This window comes from Hyphomonas beringensis (assembly GCF_000682755.1).
Classification (GTDB): Bacteria; Pseudomonadota; Alphaproteobacteria; order Caulobacterales; family Hyphomonadaceae; genus Hyphomonas; species Hyphomonas beringensis.
This window is the reverse complement of the sequence record NZ_AWFF01000045.1, coordinates 19,386-37,927: the sequence shown is the minus strand read 5'-3', so window position 1 is coordinate 37,927 and position 18,542 is coordinate 19,386. Positions and strand designations below refer to the sequence as shown.

The 18,542-nt window shown below is 60.1% G+C and carries 16 protein-coding genes; 8 read left to right on the top strand and 8 right to left on the bottom strand.

What is annotated here, in order from left to right; all coding sequences use genetic code 11:
• A partial coding sequence (locus HY29_RS19595; protein ID WP_206741956.1) for a hypothetical protein occupies positions 1–193 on the top strand: 193 nt, incomplete at its 5' end.
• On the opposite strand, the gene HY29_RS11795 is transcribed toward HY29_RS19595, so the two are convergent.
• Together HY29_RS11795 and HY29_RS18550 are read right to left on the bottom strand one after the other, a co-directional pair.
• Positions 166–468, bottom strand: coding sequence for a hypothetical protein (locus HY29_RS11795; protein WP_034797154.1), 303 nt, complete (start codon positions 466–468; stop codon positions 166–168). The genes HY29_RS19595 and HY29_RS11795 overlap by 28 nt on opposite strands.
• A 77-nt stretch (positions 469–545) precedes the next feature.
• A complete protein-coding gene (locus HY29_RS18550) occupies positions 546–1,295 on the bottom strand; it encodes a hypothetical protein (protein ID WP_051601456.1) in 750 nt (249 codons plus the stop codon).
• A 187-nt stretch (positions 1,296–1,482) separates the two neighbouring features.
• On the opposite strand from HY29_RS18550, the gene HY29_RS11785 reads away from it, so the two are divergent.
• The 4 genes from HY29_RS11785 to HY29_RS11770 all read left to right on the top strand — a co-directional run bounded on the left by HY29_RS11785 (position 1,483) and on the right by HY29_RS11770 (position 7,513).
• Positions 1,483–1,725, top strand: a complete 243-nt coding sequence (locus tag HY29_RS11785) for a hypothetical protein (RefSeq protein WP_155838301.1) — start codon at positions 1,483–1,485, stop codon at positions 1,723–1,725.
• A gap of 106 nt (positions 1,726–1,831) precedes the next feature.
• Positions 1,832–2,116, top strand: coding sequence for a DUF4212 domain-containing protein (locus tag HY29_RS11780; protein WP_051601455.1), 285 nt, complete (start codon positions 1,832–1,834; stop codon positions 2,114–2,116).
• Positions 2,117–2,120: 4 nt separating this feature from the next.
• Positions 2,121–3,896, top strand: coding sequence for a sodium:solute symporter family protein (locus tag HY29_RS11775; protein ID WP_034797151.1), 1,776 nt, complete (start codon positions 2,121–2,123; stop codon positions 3,894–3,896).
• Between the two features lie 149 nt (positions 3,897–4,045).
• On the top strand, positions 4,046–7,513 hold the full coding sequence (locus HY29_RS11770) for a PAS domain-containing hybrid sensor histidine kinase/response regulator (protein ID WP_051601454.1): 3,468 nt from the start codon (positions 4,046–4,048) through the stop codon (positions 7,511–7,513).
• Here HY29_RS11770 and HY29_RS11765 read toward each other — a convergent pair.
• Positions 7,510–8,145: a response regulator transcription factor gene (locus HY29_RS11765; protein ID WP_034797149.1), complete on the bottom strand. Its 636-nt coding sequence runs from the start codon at positions 8,143–8,145 to the stop codon at positions 7,510–7,512. The two genes, HY29_RS11770 and HY29_RS11765, sit on opposite strands and share 4 nt — an antisense overlap.
• A gap of 183 nt (positions 8,146–8,328) precedes the next feature.
• On the opposite strand from HY29_RS11765, the gene HY29_RS11760 reads away from it, so the two are divergent.
• Together HY29_RS11760 and acs are read left to right on the top strand one after the other, a co-directional pair.
• On the top strand, positions 8,329–9,621 hold the full coding sequence (locus HY29_RS11760; protein ID WP_034797147.1) for a DcaP family trimeric outer membrane transporter: 1,293 nt from the start codon (positions 8,329–8,331) through the stop codon (positions 9,619–9,621).
• Between the two features lie 36 nt (positions 9,622–9,657).
• Positions 9,658–11,610 (top strand): acetate--CoA ligase, encoded by a 1,953-nt coding sequence (acs, locus tag HY29_RS11755; RefSeq protein ID WP_034797166.1) that lies wholly within the window; start codon positions 9,658–9,660, stop codon positions 11,608–11,610.
• 84 nt (positions 11,611–11,694) lie between these two features.
• On the opposite strand, the gene HY29_RS11750 is transcribed toward acs, so the two are convergent.
• Together HY29_RS11750 and HY29_RS11745 are read right to left on the bottom strand one after the other, a co-directional pair.
• Complete coding sequence (locus tag HY29_RS11750) at positions 11,695–13,299, bottom strand: stimulus-sensing domain-containing protein (protein WP_034797144.1); 1,605 nt, start codon at positions 13,297–13,299, stop codon at positions 11,695–11,697.
• 24 nt (positions 13,300–13,323) lie between these two features.
• Complete coding sequence (locus HY29_RS11745) at positions 13,324–13,788, bottom strand: peptidylprolyl isomerase (RefSeq protein WP_034797142.1); 465 nt, start codon at positions 13,786–13,788, stop codon at positions 13,324–13,326.
• A gap of 110 nt (positions 13,789–13,898) precedes the next feature.
• Here HY29_RS11745 and HY29_RS11740 point away from each other — a divergent pair, with 110 nt between their 5' ends.
• The gene (locus tag HY29_RS11740; protein WP_051601453.1) at positions 13,899–14,381 is read left to right on the top strand and encodes a DUF3995 domain-containing protein; all 483 of its coding nucleotides are present in this window, start codon (positions 13,899–13,901) and stop codon (positions 14,379–14,381) included.
• Here the strand turns inward: HY29_RS11740 and HY29_RS11735 are convergent.
• From HY29_RS11735 to ilvD, 3 genes are all read right to left on the bottom strand, one after another.
• Positions 14,323–14,955 (bottom strand): alpha/beta hydrolase family protein, encoded by a 633-nt coding sequence (locus HY29_RS11735; RefSeq protein ID WP_034797126.1) that lies wholly within the window; start codon positions 14,953–14,955, stop codon positions 14,323–14,325. The two genes, HY29_RS11740 and HY29_RS11735, sit on opposite strands and share 59 nt — an antisense overlap.
• Complete coding sequence (locus tag HY29_RS11730; RefSeq protein ID WP_034797124.1) at positions 14,927–15,619, bottom strand: response regulator transcription factor; 693 nt, start codon at positions 15,617–15,619, stop codon at positions 14,927–14,929. Before HY29_RS11730 ends, HY29_RS11735 begins: the two co-directional genes overlap by 29 nt.
• A gap of 919 nt (positions 15,620–16,538) precedes the next feature.
• Positions 16,539–18,383 (bottom strand): dihydroxy-acid dehydratase, encoded by a 1,845-nt coding sequence (gene ilvD / locus HY29_RS11720; protein WP_034797120.1) that lies wholly within the window; start codon positions 18,381–18,383, stop codon positions 16,539–16,541.
• Between the last annotated feature and the right edge of the window lie 159 nt (positions 18,384–18,542).

Below are 18,542 nucleotides of genomic sequence, written 5' to 3'. Positions count from 1 at the left end.
TCCGGGCATGCGGGTGGTGGGTATCGCTCCGCTCAACCCACCCGACCTTGGTTCTCTAAAAACCGCGATTTTGAGGCAGTTAGAAGACCCCTGCCGAAAGGCTGAAGCAAATACAAGATTGCAGCAAAGCGACGCATGGTATGCCGACCCAAATCCATACCGCGATCAATCAGCCTTGAATATGTTATCCTGAAAATCGTTTAGTAGATGCCCGGCCTTGATATCTTCGCCAGCCCGATACTGCGCATAAGATTGATCAAGAATGCCATTCAGATGCGCCCGCTTGTCCGCAAATTCTGCCTCTGGATAGGCGATCTCTACCCCCTGCCGGAGTTGCTCAAACGCCCGATCAAGAGTCATCTGCTCATCGTCGGCTAGAAAATCTCGATATGGGAATTGATCAGGCGCATAGGCCATCACATAAGCAATGTGGTTCCAAAGATCGTCCACACTCTCCATCACGAACATGACATCACCTCAAGGAATAATGGAATAACTACCACCTAGGGGCTAGGTCGTACCACAGTGATATAATCACCGTACAATCATTGCCCCGCACCGGCGCCCCATTTCCACTTGTGAATTGTTTCGCCAGTCCAACCAATTTTTTTCAGAATCGCCGCGAGCATAAAGTCGACCACATAAGGGTTATCCGGACCGCCACCCATATAGGTCGGGCCGCCGCTAAAAAATGCGTCTCGTGCACGTTTAGTGTAGTTGGTCTCTGCAATCCGAACCAGCTCTTCGGTACGCACCGCATCTCCACCTGTATCCAACAGATTAAAATACGTACGATAGGTCTCCACCGCCAGCATCTGACGTTTTTTGGAGGCAAGCCTTTCGAAGGGCTCCGTCAGGCCATCACGCCATTCCCGCCCCTCAATCGCATCCAAAATGTGATAATCGAGTTCTACATCTGCATACTGAGATACGTGTTCACGGATACGGACCAGCCGCTCATTGGCTAGATCGACTTTCCGATCAAGCAGGAAAGCCGCGTAATGCACGATAATCCACGTATACCCAACACCGTTCAGTGTCTCGTCATTAAGGCTCCAGTTGGTGATTGCCGCAAGCATCTTCCCGGAAGTCTCAAGGACCTGCTCCATATCGGGGACAGGCGTCTCACCACGCCGCCAGCGCAACAGGGCAGTATCGAAGTGCTTTTCTAAAGACCTCGCTATATTGCGATAAGCCAAAGGGTAGTCGCCCCGCGCGATTACTTCAGTATTGATGCGCGCGATGTCGGCAAGCGCGACTTTGTTATAATGAATATTTTTTTCCGACTGTTCCATTTGGACCTCAAGGTACTTTGATTGGGGCCTGACATCAGGCCCAGCAAGCGTAGGGTGGGGTGAGGCGAAGCCGATACCCACCGGCTATACGCGCAACTGCCGCCCCGTCTTCTTTCCCACCCATTAGACCCGATTGTGATCTCCGACCAAGGTCTGGTGTGGCCGCCAGCCGAAATCTGGTAAAGTGGTGAAAAGAGTATGGGAGGAAAAGGCGCTGAAACATCACATCATGATCGCGCTTGGCATTCTGATGGGGCTGGTCTTTGCCTTTCGGGCAGCTGTGGCGATTCTGGAGCCCGGCTTTGGCTTTCGGGAGATCTATCTGCTGGGCGGGCTCGTCCTGTCAGGCTGGCTGATCATTGGCGGCCTGGCCGAGTGGCGTCATGCGCGCAGCCTCGCCAAATCTGATGCGCCGGCCCCGAAGGACTGATCCTTTCAGCCCGTTTTCACCCCTGTCTTAGACCAAAGTACACCTTTCCCATCGCGCCCCCTTCCGGCAGCCTGCAAGCTGCGGAACCCCCGCAAAAAAGACAAAAATGTCATGGGAGGAAAAAGTGTCGGAACCAAGCAAGGAAATTGATGGGAAGGGGTATTGGCGCGAAGTCGTCAGGTTGACCCTTGTCCTGCTCGTCATCTGGTTCGCGGTGTCTTATGGGGCAGGCATTCTGTTCCGGGACTGGCTGGATAATGTCTCGATCGGCGGCGCGCCGCTCGGCTTCTGGTTCGCCCAGAACGGGTCGATCTACGTCTTTGTGGGTCTGATCTTCTACTATTGCCGCGCCATGAACCGCCTCGAAAAGAAATATGGCGTGGAGGGCTGAGGCGATGGGACAGGATTTCTGGACCTATTTCTGGGTCGTTGGCACCTTCGGCACCTACATCGCGATTGCCTTGTGGGCGCGGGCCTCCTCTACCGATGATTTCTATGTGGCAGGCCATGATGTTCACCCGATGGTGAATGGCATGGCGACAGCGGCGGACTGGATGTCTGCGGCTTCCTTCCTGTCCATGGCGGGCCTGATTGCCTTTCTGGGCTATGGCGGCTCTGTCTATCTGATGGGCTGGACGGGCGGCTATGTTCTGCTTGCCCTGCTGCTGGCCCCGTTCCTGCGGGAGTTTGGCAAGTTCACCGTGCCGGATTTTGTGGGGGACAGGTATTACTCCACCGCCGCGCGCCTGATCGCCGTGGTCTGCGCGCTGTTTGTCTCCTTCACCTATATTGCCGGGCAGATGAAGGGCGTCGGCGTGGCGTTCTCCGGCTTCCTGGGCGTTGAATTCAACACCGGCATCATTGTCGGCATGGGCATTGTGTTCGTCTATGCCGTGCTGGGCGGCATGAAGGGCATCACCTACACACAGGTGGCGCAGTATTGCGTGCTGATCTTCGCCTACACCGTTCCGGCGATCTTCATTTCACTGATCATTACCGGGAACCCGATCCCGCAGCTGGGCTTCATCTCCAATGTGAAGGGCGAGGACATCTCCATGCTGGAGAAGCTGAACACGGTGGTCAGCGATCTTGGCTTCCTGGAATATACCAAGACCGACAAGACCATGGTGGACGTGTTTGCCATTACCGGCGCGCTGATGTTCGGCACGGCGGGGCTGCCGCACGTCATCATCCGCTTCTTCACGGTGTCGAGTGCCGGGGCCGCGCGGGTCTCCGCCGGCTGGGCGCTGGTCTTCATCGCCTTGCTGTACACGACGGCGCCAGCGGTTGCGTCCTTCGCCCGCCTGAACTTCATCGATACGGTGAACGAGTCCACTTATATCGCTGATGGTGCGGACTATGATGCCGAAGCCGCCGCAATTGTGGCTGCGGGTGGCAAGCCCACGCCGAAATGGTTCAAGGATTGGGAAAAGACCGGTCTGCTCGGCGTTGAGGACAAGAATGGCGATGGCGTGATCCAGTACCGCGCCGGGCCTGAAAATGAAGTCACCAAGCTGGACCGGGACATCTTCGTGATGGCCAACCCCTCCATTGCCAGTCTGCCCGCCTGGGTGATCGGCCTGGTGGTGGCAGGCGGCCTTGCGGCGGCGCTGTCCACGGCCGCTGGCCTGTTGATGGTGATCTCATCCTCCATCTCGCACGATCTTTGCCGGCGGACCTTCTTCAAGGATATGTCGGACAAGGATGAATTGCGGGTCGCCCGGGCCTCTGCCGCTGGCGCGGTAATCCTGGCGGGCATCATGGGGATGAACACAGCCAAGCTCGGCTTTGTGGCCCAGGTGGTCGCCTTCGCCTTCGGTCTGGCTGCAGCATCCCTGTTCCCGGTCATCGTGCTGGGTATCTTCTGGAAACGGATGAACCGGGAAGGGGCGATTGCCTCCATGCTGACGGGCCTGATCTCTACCTTCAGCTATATCTACTACTTCAAATTCGTGGATACGGACCCGGCAAACTGGTGGTTCGGCGTGTCGCCTGAAGGCATCGGCTTTGTGTTCATGTTCCTGTCTCTGGTGGTCGGTGTGGTCGTGGCGCTCATGACCGCTCCACCCCCGCAGGATGTGCAGGATCTGGTCGAGGACATTCGTGTCCCCGGAACGCGGACCTCGCATGGCATTGCGGACGAAGGGATGGCGCCCATGCCAGCAGAATAACCAGCCCTCCCAGGCTTTACCTTCGGACGGCCCACTCTCTCCGGGCCGTCCGTTTTTTGCGTTCTGCCGGGCCGGCTATGGACAAAGGTCTGGTTTGCCTGTGCGGTGGGATGTGTATCTTCGGTGACGAGCCGTAATGTGAGGTGTGGATGCCCGTCTGGCTGATCCTTGGCGTAACGACGCTATACATGCTTGGCCTGTTCCTGATCGCGTGGCGCGGGGACAGGCTGGCCATGCGGCCGGGATTCACCCAGCATCCGCTCGTCTATTCGCTGGCGCTGGCGGTGTATTGCACGTCCTGGACCTATTTCGGCGCAGTCGGCACGGCGGCGGCCAGCGGCTGGGATTATCTGGCCATCTATCTGGGGCCGACGCTGATGTTCCTGGCGTTTTCCGGCATCATCCAGCGGATTGGCGATGTCACTCAGCGCGAGAGGATTTCCTCGCTGTCGGACTTTCTCTCTGCCCGCTATGGCAAGAGCCGTGCGATTGCCGCGGCCGCGACGCTCGCCGCCGTCGCGGGCAGCCTGCCTTACATCGCCCTGCAGCTGAAATCCGTGGGCATGAGCTTTCAGGCGCTGGCCTATGGTGCCGGTGGAGACACCAACAGCCCGGCCAGCGAGACCGTACTGCTCACCGCTGTGGCGCTGGCCATTTTCGCCATCCTGTTCGGCACGCGCCAGTCAGATGCGACACGGCACAATTCCGGCCTGATGCGCGTGCTGGCGCTGGAGGCCGTGCTGAAACTCGCGGCGCTGGTGGCCGTTGCGATCCTGTCCGTCATGCTGCTCCTGAAAGGCGGCATTGCAGACACCAGCCCAGCCGTGCAGCCTTTCAGGACATACAGCTTTTCCGAACGGTTCGTGACGATGACGCTGCTGTCCATGGCCGCAATCATCTGTCTGCCTCGGCAATTCCATGTCGCCATGATTGAGCGCCAGAGTATGAATGATCTGAAAATGGCGCGCTGGGTATTCCCGCTCTATATTTTCCTCACATGTCTGGTGGTTGTGCCGATTACGCTGGCAGGCCTCTCCATGCTGGGGCCAGGCGCGCAGCCTGACCTGTTCGTGCTGGATTTGCCGCTGGAGCAGGGGCGCGGTCTGCTCGCGACCATGGTTTTCCTGGGCGGGTTTTCTGCGGCCACCGGCATGGTGATCATTTCCACCATCGCACTCTCTACCATGGTGACGAATGATCTGGTCGTTCCGGCGATCATGCAATCCGGCCGCTTTGCCAGCCTGAGCGGCGATGCCGGTTCCCGCATCGTTACGGCACGGCGTATTGTGATCGTCGTTATCCTGCTGCTCGCTTATGTCTATTACCGGGAGGCCGGGACGGGCGAGGCCCTGGCGCAGATCGGGCTTTTGTCCTTTGCGGCGGCGGCGCAGTTCGCGCCCGGTCTGATCGGCGCGGTGACATGGCGCGGCGGACGACGCTCCGGCGTGCTGGCCGGGCTGATCGCCGGTATGGTGCTGTGGGCGTACACGCTGTTCCTGCCGGCCATTCTGGAGCCGGATGCGATTGCAGCATATGTGCCGGGCTTTCTGCATCCCTACGCCATGCTCGGCATCCGGATAGAAGACAGCCTGACCCATGGCGTTGTGGTCAGTCTTGGTGTCAATCTTGCGCTGTTCATCATCATCTCCCTGCGCTCTCGCGAGAGATTGCGTGACCGGGTACAGGCGGCCGCCTTTGTCGGCGGGGACGAGCTTGCCGCAATCGCCGAAGGCGCAATGCAGGCGCAGGCCTCGCAGGTTTCTCCAAGTGGGCTGAAGACGCTGGCGTCGCGCTTCCTGACGCCGGAAGCTGTGGACCATGCCTTCCGCAAACTGGAAGAGGAAACCGGAATCACGGCCAGTGGAGATGCTCCCGCGGACTGGCGGCTTATACAGCGCACGGAAAAGCTTCTGGCAAGCGCGCTTGGTGCGTCCTCGGCGCGGGTTGTGCTGTTCTCCGCCATTGGTGGCAGCGATGTGGCCTTGCCGGATGTGCTGTCCATGCTGGATCAGAAGACCCAAGCTGCCCGGTTCGAACGGCACATGTTGCAATCCATGCTGGAGAACATCCAGCAGGGGATCAGCGTGGTGGATTCCGAACAGCGTCTTGTGGCGTGGAATACTGCCTATGTGGAATTGTTCGATTATCCGCCGGAGAAGGTCTCCGTCGGTGTTCCCGTCGCGGAGCTGATCGAGCACAATATCCGAACGGGCTGGATCGATGGAGACCCGGTCGAGGAAGCCCGCCGCAGGGTGGAGCATATGCGGTCCGGCAGTGCGCACAGCTATGAGCGCCGCAATCCCGATGGGCGCTATCTGCGCATCAGCGGCAATCCCATGCCGGGCGGCGGCTATGTCACCACATTCTCTGATATAACCGATGACAGGCTGCGCGAGCAGGCGCTGGTTGAGGCAAACGAAATGCTGGAAAGCCGCGTCAAGGAACGCACGCAGGAATTGGAGGACCTGACCGAAGACCTGAATTTGGCAAGGCAAGAGGCGGAAGGCGCAAATGCGTCGAAGACGCGCTTCCTGGCGGCGGCGAGCCATGACCTGCTGCAGCCTCTCAATGCGGCGCGCCTCTATCTGGGGTCCATGATGTCCAGTGGCGCAAATGCTGATCTGGCGGCGCGAGCGGACAAGGCCATTCAGTCGGCAGATGAATTGCTGAAGGGCCTGTTGGACATCTCCCGGCTGGACCACAGTCAGGTCAAGGCTGTGCCGGTAAAGCTGCCGCTTGGCCCCTTGCTGGAGGACCTGGCCGATGAAGCCTCGCCTATGGCAGAGAAGGCCGGCCTTGAGATCCGCGTTGCGCCCACCCGGCTCGCCGTGTTCGCAGACCCTGACTATCTGAAGAGTATTCTGCGCAATTTTATCTCCAATGCCCGGCGCTATACGAGTTCCGGCGGCGTGCTGGTCGGTGCGCGGCGCCGTGGGAATGAGGTGAGGATTGAGGTTTATGATACCGGTCCCGGCATTCCCGCAGACCGGATGGAACTGATCTTTGAGGAATTCCGCCGCTATGAGGATGCCGACAATGCGGGCATTCGCGGGGCGGGCCTTGGCCTGTCTGTCGTGCGCCGTCTCGCCAGCCTGATGGATGCGCCGATTGATGTGCGCTCTGTGCCGGGCCGTGGCAGCGTGTTCTCCGTGACCGTACCGCTGGCGGACATAGCGGGTGCGCGGCGTCCTAAAGCGGCCCTGCCTATCACACAGGATGAGGAAGACCTGGACGGTATGAGCGTACTGTTCGTGGATGACGAGCCTGCGATAGTCGACAGTATGCAGCGCCTGCTGGAAAGCTGGGGCTGTCATGCCGTCTGTGTCCGTACAGAGGATGAAGCCGCCCAGCACATGAAGGACACATGCTTTGACGCGCTGATCGCGGACCTGAATTTGAGCGATCAAAGCAATGGTCTGGAGTTGATCCAGCGACACAGGGCCCGGTTGCGTAACCCGGCGAATGTATTGCTGCTAACGGCATCTACCAATGCGCCGGAGCTGACGGCGGCGAAGGGCGCTGGTATTGCCGTGCTGCACAAGCCGAGCGATCCGGCAGAGATCCGCAAGTTCTTGAAAACCTGCCAGAAGCCTTCCCTTCATCAGGCGGCGGACTAGTCGCCCAGGGATGTGGCTTCCTGATAGATCAGCAGCGCCTGCGTGCGATTGTTCGCGCCTAGCTTCCGGAAGATGGCTGTCATGTGCGCCTTAACGGTCGCGACGGAGATGTCCATCTCATAGGCAATCTGCTTGTTGAGAAGCCCGGCTGACAGGCCAGCCAGCACACGCCTTTGTGCCGGGGTCAGGCTGGCAATACGCTCGGCAGCCTGGTTCGGCGGCAGGTTTTCTTCCACGCTTTCGGGGAACCAGTTGCCACCATCCAGCGTCGTCGCCAGCGCCGCAGAAAGATCATCCAGAGACATGCTTTTGGGCAGATAGCCTGCCGCGCCCAGCGCCCTGGCGCGTTCAAAGGCCTGCGGTGTTTCCGTGGCCGAGACCACAACGATCGGGCAATCGGGCGAAGCTGCCAACAGACGCGTCAGCCCTTCGAAATCCACGGTGTCGCCAAGGTTCAGATCCAGCAGGATGAGATCCACCGATTGGGCATCCAGGCTGTCCAGCGCACCTGACAGGCTGCTGGCATGCGCGGCTTCTGCGCCTGCGGGATAGGCGCATTCCAACGCGGTTTCCAGCGCGTCACGAAACAATGGGTGATCGTCCACGATCAAAACGCGCGGAGCCTGTACCACGGTGTTTTCCCCCTGTTACTTTGCTGCTTAAGCAGTCTCTACGATGAATTCTCGCATTCCCGCAATTCAAGCATGAATTGCCGTTCAGTGCTTTTAGACTTTTGTCTTAGCACCAATGGCTAATGGCGCACAGGGGCCTTCGCCCGGATACTCCGCTCATAATAAGAAATGAGGGAGGAACTCATGTCACGTACTTTCAAGGGATTTCTGTTGTCTTCACTTGCTGCCGGATTGGCCTTCGGCGCGCAGGCGGAAGAGGCGTCACTGGAAGACCGCATAGCTGCACTGGAGGCCATGGTCTCTGAGCTGAAAACCGAACTGGCAGAAGAACGTGTCCAGAAGGATGATGTCGTCCGTATCGAACAAACGGTCATCGCGGAAGAGGTTGACGCCCCGAAGCCGAAAACGGATGGGTTCCTTGTCGGCGACACGACCCTCAAATTCGGAGGCTTCATTGATGCAGACGTGCACGTTACCTCCCTCAGTGATGGGGCAGTCGCGGGCAGTTCCATCGCGCGGGATTTCTACATTCCCGGCGCAACACCCATCGGGGGCAGTGAAACAACGTTTACGGACTTTACTGCTGAGCCTTCCCGCTTCTTCCTGTCTGCCAGCCGTCCTGTGGGCGACAAGACGCTTAGCGCGCATATCGAGATGGATTTCCTCGGCTCTGGGCAGGGCAATGAACTGGTCTCCAATTCCTATTCCCCGCGCCTTCGCCGGGCGTACATGGCGTATGGCAACTGGCTGGTCGGTCAGGAATGGTCCACCTTCCAGAACACATCCGCTATCCCGGAAAGCGCGAGCTTTCTGGCTCTGCCTGACGGCATGATCTTCGTGCGCCAGCCCCAGATCCGCTATACGAGAGGGAACTGGATGTTCGCGGTGGAGAACCCAAACACGACGACGCTCAATGCCGGCGCGCGCGATGAAAACCTGATCCCGGATGTCGTCGCCCGCTACAATCTCAGCGGTGACTTCGGCAATATTTCCTTCGCGGGCATTGCGCGACAGTTGCGCGCTGATTTCGGTAGCAGTGAAGAGGAAGTCTTTGGCTATGGCCTCAGCGTGTCCGGCAGGGTGATGGTCGGCGCGAAGGATGACATCCGCTTCAACATGGTCGGCGGGGAGGGGATTGGCCGCTATGTTGGCCTGGCCGCAAGCCGCTCTACCGCGGTGGACCTGAATGGCAATCTGGACGCGATCCCCAGCTATGGCGGGCTGATCGCCTGGCGCCATCCGTTTGGAAAGACGGCGCGCTTCAGCGGCGGCTATTCCGGCCTGTTCATCGACAATCCATCTTACCTGCCGATGACCGTCACATCTTCCGTGCAGTCGGTCTTTGGCGCAATCCTGTGGGATGTCGCCCCGAACGTCACCCTGGGCACAGAGTTGATGTATGGCCTGCGCGAAGAGGAAAGCGGCGCAGATGGATCGATCACACGGTTCACCTTCTCAACAAAGTATGCATTCTGATAAGAGGACGGAAACATGGCAGATGGAGAGGCAGTTATGACCGAGACAGCGAAAACCTACCCGGTACCGGAAGCATTCGCCGCGCAGGCGAACCTGACCCCGGAAAAGTATCGCGAGATGTATGCCGCATCCATTGAAGACCCGGAAGCCTTCTGGGGTGAGCATGGCAAGCGCATTGACTGGATCAAACCCTACACCACGGTGAAGGATGTCTCCTGGGAGACCGGAGATCTTCACGTGAAATGGTATTCGGACGGCGTGCTCAACGTGTCCGCCAACTGCCTGGACCGTCACCTGGAAACCCGTGGAGACAAGCCCGCCCTGATCTGGGAAGGCGACGAGCCGGGCGACAGCCACACGCTGACCTATCGCCAGCTGCACACGGCGGTCTGCAAATTTGCCAATGTCCTGAAGAAGCTGGGCGTCAAGAAGGGCGACCGCGTCACCATCTACATGCCGATGATCCTGGAAGCGGCCTATGCCATGCTGGCCTGTGCCCGCATCGGCGCTGTTCACTCTGTCGTGTTCGGCGGCTTCAGTCCGGAAGCGCTGGCCGGCCGTATCACCGATTGCGAGTCGGATTTCCTGATCACATCCGATGAAGGTGTGCGCGGCGGCCGCAAGGTGCCGCTCAAGGTGAATGCCGACAAGGCCGCAGACATTGCTGGCGGTATGGTCAAGACGATGCTTGTCGTGAAGCGCACGGGCAGTGATGTGGCGATGCAGGACGGCCGGGACCATTGGCTGCACGAGGCCGCAGACGGCATTTCAGCCGATTGCCCGCCAGAGCCGATGAACGCCGAAGACCCGCTCTTCATCCTCTACACGTCTGGCTCCACGGGCAAGCCGAAGGGTGTGCTGCACACGACCGGTGGCTATCTGGTCTGGGCATCGATGACGCATGACTATGTCTTCGACCTGAAGGAAGACGATGTGTACTGGTGCACGGCCGATGTCGGCTGGGTCACCGGGCATACCTATATTGTTTACGGTCCGCTCGCGAATGGTGCGACCAGTCTGATGTTTGAAGGCGTGCCGACCTATCCCGATGCCAGCCGCTTCTGGAAAGTCTGCGACGACCACAAGGTCAGCCTGTTCTACACCGCGCCGACCGCGATCCGCGCCCTGATGCGCGAAGGCGAGGAGCCGGTGCGGGCAACCTCCCGCAGCTCCCTGCGCGTGCTCGGCACGGTGGGTGAGCCAATCAACCCCGAAGCCTGGGAATGGTATTTCCACGTCGTGGGAGAGCAGCGCTGCCCCATCGTGGACACCTGGTGGCAGACCGAAACAGGCGGCGCGATGATTGTGCCGCTGCCCGGCGCGACAGACATGAAGCCTGGTGCGGGCAGCCATCCCTTCTTTGGCATCAAGCCGGCCCTGGTCGATGCTGAGGGCAATATTCTGGATGGCGCAACCGAGGGCAACCTCCTGATCACGGATAGCTGGCCGGGCCAGATGCGCACCGTCTATGGCGACCATCAGCGCTTCATCGATACCTATTTCATGGCCTATCCGGGCAATTATTTCACCGGTGACGGGTGCCGCCGCGATGAGGATGGCTTCTACTGGATCACCGGCCGTGTGGATGACGTGATCAATGTTTCCGGCCACCGTATGGGGACGGCAGAAGTCGAAAGCGCGCTGGTCAGCCATGATGCTGTCGCAGAGGCCGCCGTGGTCGGCTATCCGCATGATGTGAAGGGGCAGGGTATCTATGCCTATGTCACGCTGGTTGCCGGTGTTGAGCCGGATGACGCGCTGCTGAAAAATCTTGTCCAGCATGTGCGGGCAGAGATTGGCCCGATTGCCTCACCGGATCTGATCCAGATTGCGCCGGGCCTGCCCAAGACGCGTTCTGGCAAGATCATGCGCCGCATCCTGCGCAAGATCGCCGAGGACGAATACTCCAACCTTGGTGACACCTCGACCCTGGCAGAGCCGGAAGTCGTCAATGATCTAATCGATAATCGCCAGAACAAGAAAAGCTAGCAGGAAGGTCTCTCCTGCCTGTGTTACCCCGGAATTTGCGCAGCAAATATCCGGGGTTAGCGAAGCGCGCGCTGGCTTCGTGCCCTAGATCGCAGGCAGGTCCACGATGAAGCGGGCGCCGCCTTCGTCGCGGTTTTCGGCCCAGACCTTGCCGCGGTGGGTGGCGATGATCTGCTTCACGATGGAGAGGCCAAGGCCCGAATTGTTACCAAAGGCCGTGCCTTTCGGGCGGTCCGTATAGAAACGGCTGAAGATGGTTTCCAGCTTGTCGTCTGGAATGCCGGGGCCATTGTCTTCCACGCAGATGCGGGCAATGGTCTGCGGCCCGTCATTGGACTGGTCCACGCGCACCATCACCACGCCGCCATCGGGGGAGAAGGACCGCGCATTATCAATCAGATTGCGGACGACCTGGCCCAGCGGGCCCTCGCGTCCGCGCACCAGCAATCTTGCGCCCATCGTATCATCGCGGAACTGGACCGTGACAGCGTCTTCCTCGTCCGCGAAGGCATCATAGGTGCGCACCACATCCTGCACGAAGCCGGCAATATCCATCTGCTCATTCGGCACGCGGGTCATTTCCGCTTCCAGGCGGGAGGCGTTGGAGATGTCGGTGATCAGGCGGTCGAGGCGTTTGACATCCTGTGCGATCACCTGGCGCAGCCGGTCGCTGGCGACGGGGTCATCCTGCACACGCTCTGCCGTCTCTACGGCGGACCGGATGGAGGTCAGCGGGTTTTTCAGCTCATGCGCCACATCGGCAGCGAACTGTTCATTGGCCTCGATCCGTTCCAGCAGCGCCTCGGTCATGCTCTGCATGGAGGCGGCGAGGTTACCGATCTCGTCCCTGCGCGTGGTGAGGGACGGAATGTCGATTCCGTCAGATGAGCCTGCGCGGATACGGTCAGCCGCCAAGGAGAGTCGGCGAAGCGGACGCGCAATGCCCAGCGTCAGCAGGAAAGACGTGATGAACGCCACCAGAACCGCCACGCCGATGAACGGCACCAGCGCAGCGCGCTCGGCGCGGATGATTTCGTCAATGTCATTCGACTCCAGAGTCAGCACGCCGACCACCGCCGACACACGCTGAATGGGCATGGAGACGGAGATGACCCTCTGGCCCCGGTCAGAGAAGCGCTGGCTAGCGGCCTCCTTGCCTTTGACGGCAATGTCAAACTCTTGCTCAAAGCTCTGGGCCCGGAGCGCTTCGGAGCTGCGGCGCGGCATGATCGGGCCGAAGGTCTTGCCCGCCCATTCCGACAGTTCCGCGCCCATCTTGGCAAAGCTGCTCGGCTCTTGCAGGGGGCGCAGCGCGTCCACATCAACCCGTTCAGACAGATAGAAGCTGTCCCCGACCAGATCGCCATCCGGCAGGTATATCCGTGCGCGCACCCGCTCTGGCAGGTTCAGGCGAACGATGGTCTGGCGGGCGGCCTCTACGTCCAGTGACGGGGCAGGGGTCGTGGCATCATCGCCCAGCAGGCTGGTAAAGATCTGGGCCTGGGCGACCAGATCCTGTTTCTTGGAAACGACGAAGCCGGCCCGCATCTCGTTCAGCACCATGGCGCCGATGATGAGGATGGCCAGCCCCGCCAGATTGGACGCGAAGATCAGGCGGGCAATGCGGGAACCAAAATATTTGGACCCGTGCCGGGCCATTGCCCTGCGTTTGATTTTGCCGTCCGCCATCTCTTCGTGTCCGTTGGTCTGCGATCAGGCGTCCGCAGCCACTTTCATGCTGACAATCTTGTCCGGATTGCGCGGCGGCTCGCCCTTGGCCAGCTGGTCGATCACATCCATGCCGTCTGTCACCTTGCCCCAGACCGTGTACTGGCGGTCCAGGAAGCTGGCATTGTCAAAGCAGATGAAGAACTGGCTGTTGGCAGAGTGCGGCGCAGAAGTGCGCGCCATGGAACAGGTGCCACGCACATGCGGCTCTGCATTGAACTCGGCTTTCAGGTCAGGCTTGTCGGATCCGCCCGTGCCGGTGCCTTTCGGACAACCGACTTGCGCCATGAATTTGTCAATAACGCGGTGAAAGATGATACCGTCATAAAAGCCTTCGCGGGCCAGTTCCTTGATCCGCTCGACATGGCCGGGGGCAAGGTCCGGGCGAAGCTCGATGGTGACGGAACCCTTGGAGGTTTCGAGGAGGAGAGTGTTTTCAGGGTCGGCCATGAGAAATCCTGTTGCTTGTGTTAATCTTGTGTCTGGCTATTGAATGATTGTGCGCACGGCAAGTGTGCTGCGCATTTTGCGCAATATGCCGGGCCGGTGAGGAACAGTGAATGGTGTCCCAGATTTTATCGCCTGTATTGGTCCTGGTTTTGACCTGCCTTGGCCTGCTGCACCTGTCATGGGCCATGGGCAGCCATTTTCCCTGCGCGAATGAGCAGGCGCTGGCACGCGCCGTTGTTGGGCGGCGGGGTATTACGCGCATGCCGTCCGCTGCGGCCTGTGTCTTCATGGCCTTCTGGCTATTGGTGGCGGCCTTCTGGGCCGCAGCACTTGGCGGTTTTGTAGACCTGCCGATGAATGGGCGGCTGTCGAAATGGCTGCTTGCCTTGGGTGGGTTTGCAGCCGGCATGGTGTTCATGGGGCGAGGCATTATCGGCATTCTGCCAGCCTTCGAGCGCGCCTTGCCGGAACTGCCCTTCCTGAAGCTCAACCGGCGGATATATTCTCCGCTCAGCTTTCTGGTCGGTATTGGATTCATTTTGCTGGTCCTGGCGTTGCCCAACTGGGGCTGGCGCCTTGGTGGCGGCGGCTGACCTGGCCGACCTGATTGATCCTGTCCAGCGCTGACAGTCCGTCTTCTGCGGAGGTCACCATCATCTGAGAGAAGGCGAAATGGTTCAGGTTTGCGATGATGGACGTGTGGGCGCAATCGAGCCGCTTGTGCAGGGTGCCGCAGAACATCTGGCCGAAATCCTTCACCTTGTCTGACTGGTTTGGCCGTGTCGGCCGCGCATCAATGAACAGGATGTGATCCGCATTGCGGGGCCGGGGCGGCGGGTTCAGGCGGGATTTCGGCACAGGATCGACGCAGACCAGCAGCGGGACCCTCTCCGGCGCCAGGCCCTTCAGCACACGCAGAGCCGTATCTCCGCCCCAGCTATGGCCGATCAGTACGATCTGACGGCCGGCCTCGATATGCCTCAGTGCCAGATGACGCGCGCGGCGTGGGGCATAATGCGGGAAGTAATGCGCCTCTCGGTGAGAGTGCGCCAGCTTTGCGGCCCGTGCCTCGGCAAAGGCGGCGACGAGGCGTGTCCGAGTGTCGGCCGCCCCGCCAATATAGATTTCCGTGACGGCGCTATTCTGTATAGCGGTAGCCCACGCCATAGAGCGTCTCAATCGCGTCGAACTCATCGGTCACTTCGCGGAACTTCTTGCGAAGGCGCTTGATGTGGCTGTCGATGGTGCGGTCGTCGACATAGATCTGGTCGTCATAGGCGGCGTCCATCAGCTGGTCGCGGCTTTTGACATAGCCTGGCCGCTGGGCCAGCGCCTGCAGGATCAGGAATTCCGTCACCGTCAGGCGCACCGGGTGGCCGTCCCAGGTGCAGGCATGGCGGTTCGGGTCCAGCGTCAGCTTGCCGCGAACGATTGGCTTCTGGTCGCCTTCTTCCGGCGCCGCGCCTACGCCACGTGCCCGGCGCAGAACGGCTTTGACGCGTTCAGCCAGCAGGCGGTTGGAGCAGGGTTTGCGAACAAAATCGTCGGCGCCGATGTTGAAGCCGATGACTTCGTCGATTTCCTCATCCTTGGAGGTCAGGAAGATGACCGGCAATTCGGAGGTCTGGCGCAGACGGCGCAGCAATTCCATGCCGTCCATCTTCGGCATCTTCACGTCCAGGATCGCAATGTCTGGCGGCGTCTCGGTCAGCGCAGGCAGCGCGGCCTCACCATCATGATATGTGCGGACATTGTATCCTTCCGCCTCAAAGAACATCTTCAGGGAGGCAACGATGTTTTCGTCGTCATCCACTAGTGCCAAAGTCGTCATTGCTCGATCCCTCTCAGCCAGACTGTACCCATATTCAGGGTGGGGCCGCTTGGCCATATGGTGTTCAAACACGGTTCGCGCCATGGCAAAAGCCCTCCTAAACTTCATTTCCAATGAAAACAGCCGACTAGGGCGAGTGCTTGCTCACATTACGGCAATTTAAGGAAGATTGCGGCACATTTGCCCTGATTTGCCGGGCTGGCAGGCGCCTGCCGCACCGTTTCTTATCCAGCGCTCGTGCTTCGACAGTGCGGACTCATCCTGAGCGAGATCGAAGGGTGAAGGAGCAGAGAGCCAAAAGCCCGGCATTACCTATCCCCACCTTATCCACCCCGAAATGCGCCTCATCCTGCTGAGAACACTGGCACGAAAATAAAGTTTTCCGACACCTCCGTATCCGGATGTATACTGGGGCCATGTCGTTCTTCCACCCTCCTGCGGGTTTTCCGCCGCATCTGGCGATCATCTGGCCGTTGATCTGGGCGCAGGTACTTCTGCTGCGCGTAGCGATCCGCAGGGCCTATGGCAGAGGTGTGCAATATCACTGGGGCGTCACGCCGAACGGGCGCGTTTACCTGGCATCGATTGACTACATACCGGGGCAGGACATCGCGCAGCAGGCCCTGCTGCACGCTCGCCCGGCCAATGACCGCCTCGCCGCCGCCTGCGACGGGCGTGCCTTTATTCCGGCTTATACGGGCCTGAACCCCCTCTCCCTCGGGAGAGGGGCAGGGCTGAGGGGTAAAGGCGTGTCCGCATATGCAGTACTCGCGGCGGCTATATCACCCCGCACCCCAACCCCTCTCCCCAAGGAGAGGGGCTTGCCGCTGCCAGAAATATGACGCGGCCGCCAAGTTGAAAAAATCAGCTCACCCACAAAGCGCCTTCACGGGCGTCGCTTGTGCTAGCGTGAGTGTCGTTACGGATCCAGTCGCACAGCACCCTGCGAAGCGTTCCCCACATGCGCGGCGTAGACCTTCAGGGCACGGCTCACTTTGCGGGGACGGTCCTCGACCGGTTTCCAGGCCTTGTCGCCTTTTGCGGCCATCTCGACGCGGCGCTGGGCGAATTCCTCATCCGTCAGCTTGGCGTTGATGGTGCGGTTCGGAATGTCGATTTCGATGATGTCGCCTTCCTGGATCAGGCCGATCGCGCCGCCTTCGGCGGCTTCCGGGCTGACATGGCCGATGGATAGGCCTGACGTACCGCCAGAGAAGCGGCCATCGGTGATCAGCGCGCAGGCTTTGCCCAGCTTCATCGATTTCAGATAGGAGGTCGGATAAAGCATTTCCTGCATGCCCGGTCCGCCGCGTGGGCCTTCATAGCGAATGATGACCACGTCGCCGGCTTTGACTTCCTTGTTGAGGATGCGCGTGCAGGCCTCTTCCTGGCTCTCGCAGACAATGGCGGGGCCGGAGAATTTCAGGATGGAATCGTCCACGCCCGCCGTTTTCACGACGCAGCCCTGCTCGGCGATGTTGCCGAACAGAACGGCCAGTCCGCCATCCTGAGAGAAGGCATGGTCGGCAGAGCGGATAACGCCGCTCGTGCGGTCCTGGTCCAGATCCTTGTAGCGGCGCGACTGGCTGAACGCCTGTGTTGTGCGCACGCCGCCCGGCGCGGCCAGGTACAGCTCCTGCACGTCCGGATCATTGGAGGTGGTTATATCCCAGGTCTGGATCGCTTCTTCCAGCGTTTCGGAATGGATCGTCGCAACGGACGTATCCAGCTTGCCGGCGCGGTTCAGCTCTCCCAGGATGCCAAAGATGCCGCCTGCGCGGTGCACATCTTCCATGTGAACATTGGCAATGGCGGGCGCGACCTTGCAGAGGCAGGGCGTCTGACGGCTGAGGCGGTCGATATCGTCCAGCGTGAAGTCCACTTCGCCTTCGCGGGCGATGGCCAGCAGGTGCAGGATCGTATTGGTTGAGCCGCCCATGGCGATGTCGAGCGTCATGGCATTCTCGAACGCGGCCTTGGTCGCGATCCCGCGGGACGAGACGGCCTTGTTGCCGTTGTCGTAATAATCCTTGGTCAGTTCGACGATGCGGCGGCCAGCGCGGCGGAACAGCTTTTCCCGGTCGGCATGGGTCGCCAGCGTGGAGCCATTGCCGGGCAGGGCCAGGCCCAGCGCTTCGGCGAGGCAGTTCATGGAGTTTGCCGTGAACATGCCGGAGCAGGAACCGCAGGTCGGGCAGGCGCCCTGCTCGAAGGCCTCGACCTCGGCATCGGTCCGGTCCGGATTGGCCGCTTCGATCATCGCGTCGATCAGGTCGACTGAGCGCAGCTCGCCATCAATATTGACTTTGCCGGCCTCCATCGGGCCGCCGGAGACGAACACGACCGGAATGTCCAGGCGCAGGGCCGCCATCATCATGCCGGGCGTGATCTTGTCGCAATTGGAGATGCAGACCATCGCATCGGCGCAGTGGGCGTTGACCATGTACTCGACGCTGTCGGCGATCACTTCGCGGCTTGGCAGCGAATACAGCATGCCGTCATGGCCCATCGCGATGCCATCATCGACAGCAATCGTGTTGAATTCCTTGGCCACACCGCCTGCCGCCTCGATCTCGCCAGCGACCAGCTGGCCAAGGTCTTTCAGGTGAACGTGACCGGGCACGAACTGGGTGAAAGAGTTCACGACCGCGATAATCGGTTTCCCGAAATCACCATCTTTCATGCCAGTGGCGCGCCACAGGCCGCGAGCGCCTGCCATGTTGCGTCCGTGGGTCGATGTGCGGGAACGATACAGAACTGCCACTTTGTGCCTCTTTACTCGACGTGCCGGCATTTGATCCGTCAAATGCCCTTGCGGTGCAGATAGACCCCAGTCCGGGGTTTATCAACGGTGATTGTCGCGCAGCGCTCGCCTGCGCGGAACTGGCAGGGCGCAGGCGTCGTGTTTGCGAAGGTCAGTAAT

Bases quoted from the DNA above. Each gene is read 5' to 3' on its own strand.
- HY29_RS11795 (WP_034797154.1), bottom strand. From the start codon at position 468: ATGTTCGTGATGGAGAGTGTGGACGATCTTTGGAACCACATTGCTTAT.
- HY29_RS18550 (WP_051601456.1), bottom strand. From the start codon at position 1,295: ATGGAACAGTCGGAAAAAAATATTCATTATAACAAAGTCGCGCTTGCC.
- HY29_RS11780 (WP_051601455.1), top strand. From the start codon at position 1,832: ATGTCATGGGAGGAAAAAGTGTCGGAACCAAGCAAGGAAATTGATGGG.
- HY29_RS11775 (WP_034797151.1), top strand. From the start codon at position 2,121: ATGGGACAGGATTTCTGGACCTATTTCTGGGTCGTTGGCACCTTCGGC.
- HY29_RS11770 (WP_051601454.1), top strand. From the start codon at position 4,046: ATGCCCGTCTGGCTGATCCTTGGCGTAACGACGCTATACATGCTTGGC.
- HY29_RS11760 (WP_034797147.1), top strand. From the start codon at position 8,329: ATGTCACGTACTTTCAAGGGATTTCTGTTGTCTTCACTTGCTGCCGGA.
- acs (WP_034797166.1), top strand. From the start codon at position 9,658: ATGACCGAGACAGCGAAAACCTACCCGGTACCGGAAGCATTCGCCGCG.
- HY29_RS11750 (WP_034797144.1), bottom strand. From the start codon at position 13,299: ATGGCGGACGGCAAAATCAAACGCAGGGCAATGGCCCGGCACGGGTCC.
- HY29_RS11745 (WP_034797142.1), bottom strand. From the start codon at position 13,788: ATGGCCGACCCTGAAAACACTCTCCTCCTCGAAACCTCCAAGGGTTCC.
- HY29_RS11740 (WP_051601453.1), top strand. From the start codon at position 13,899: ATGGTGTCCCAGATTTTATCGCCTGTATTGGTCCTGGTTTTGACCTGC.
- HY29_RS11735 (WP_034797126.1), bottom strand. From the start codon at position 14,955: ATGGCGTGGGCTACCGCTATACAGAATAGCGCCGTCACGGAAATCTAT.
- HY29_RS11730 (WP_034797124.1), bottom strand. From the start codon at position 15,619: ATGACGACTTTGGCACTAGTGGATGACGACGAAAACATCGTTGCCTCC.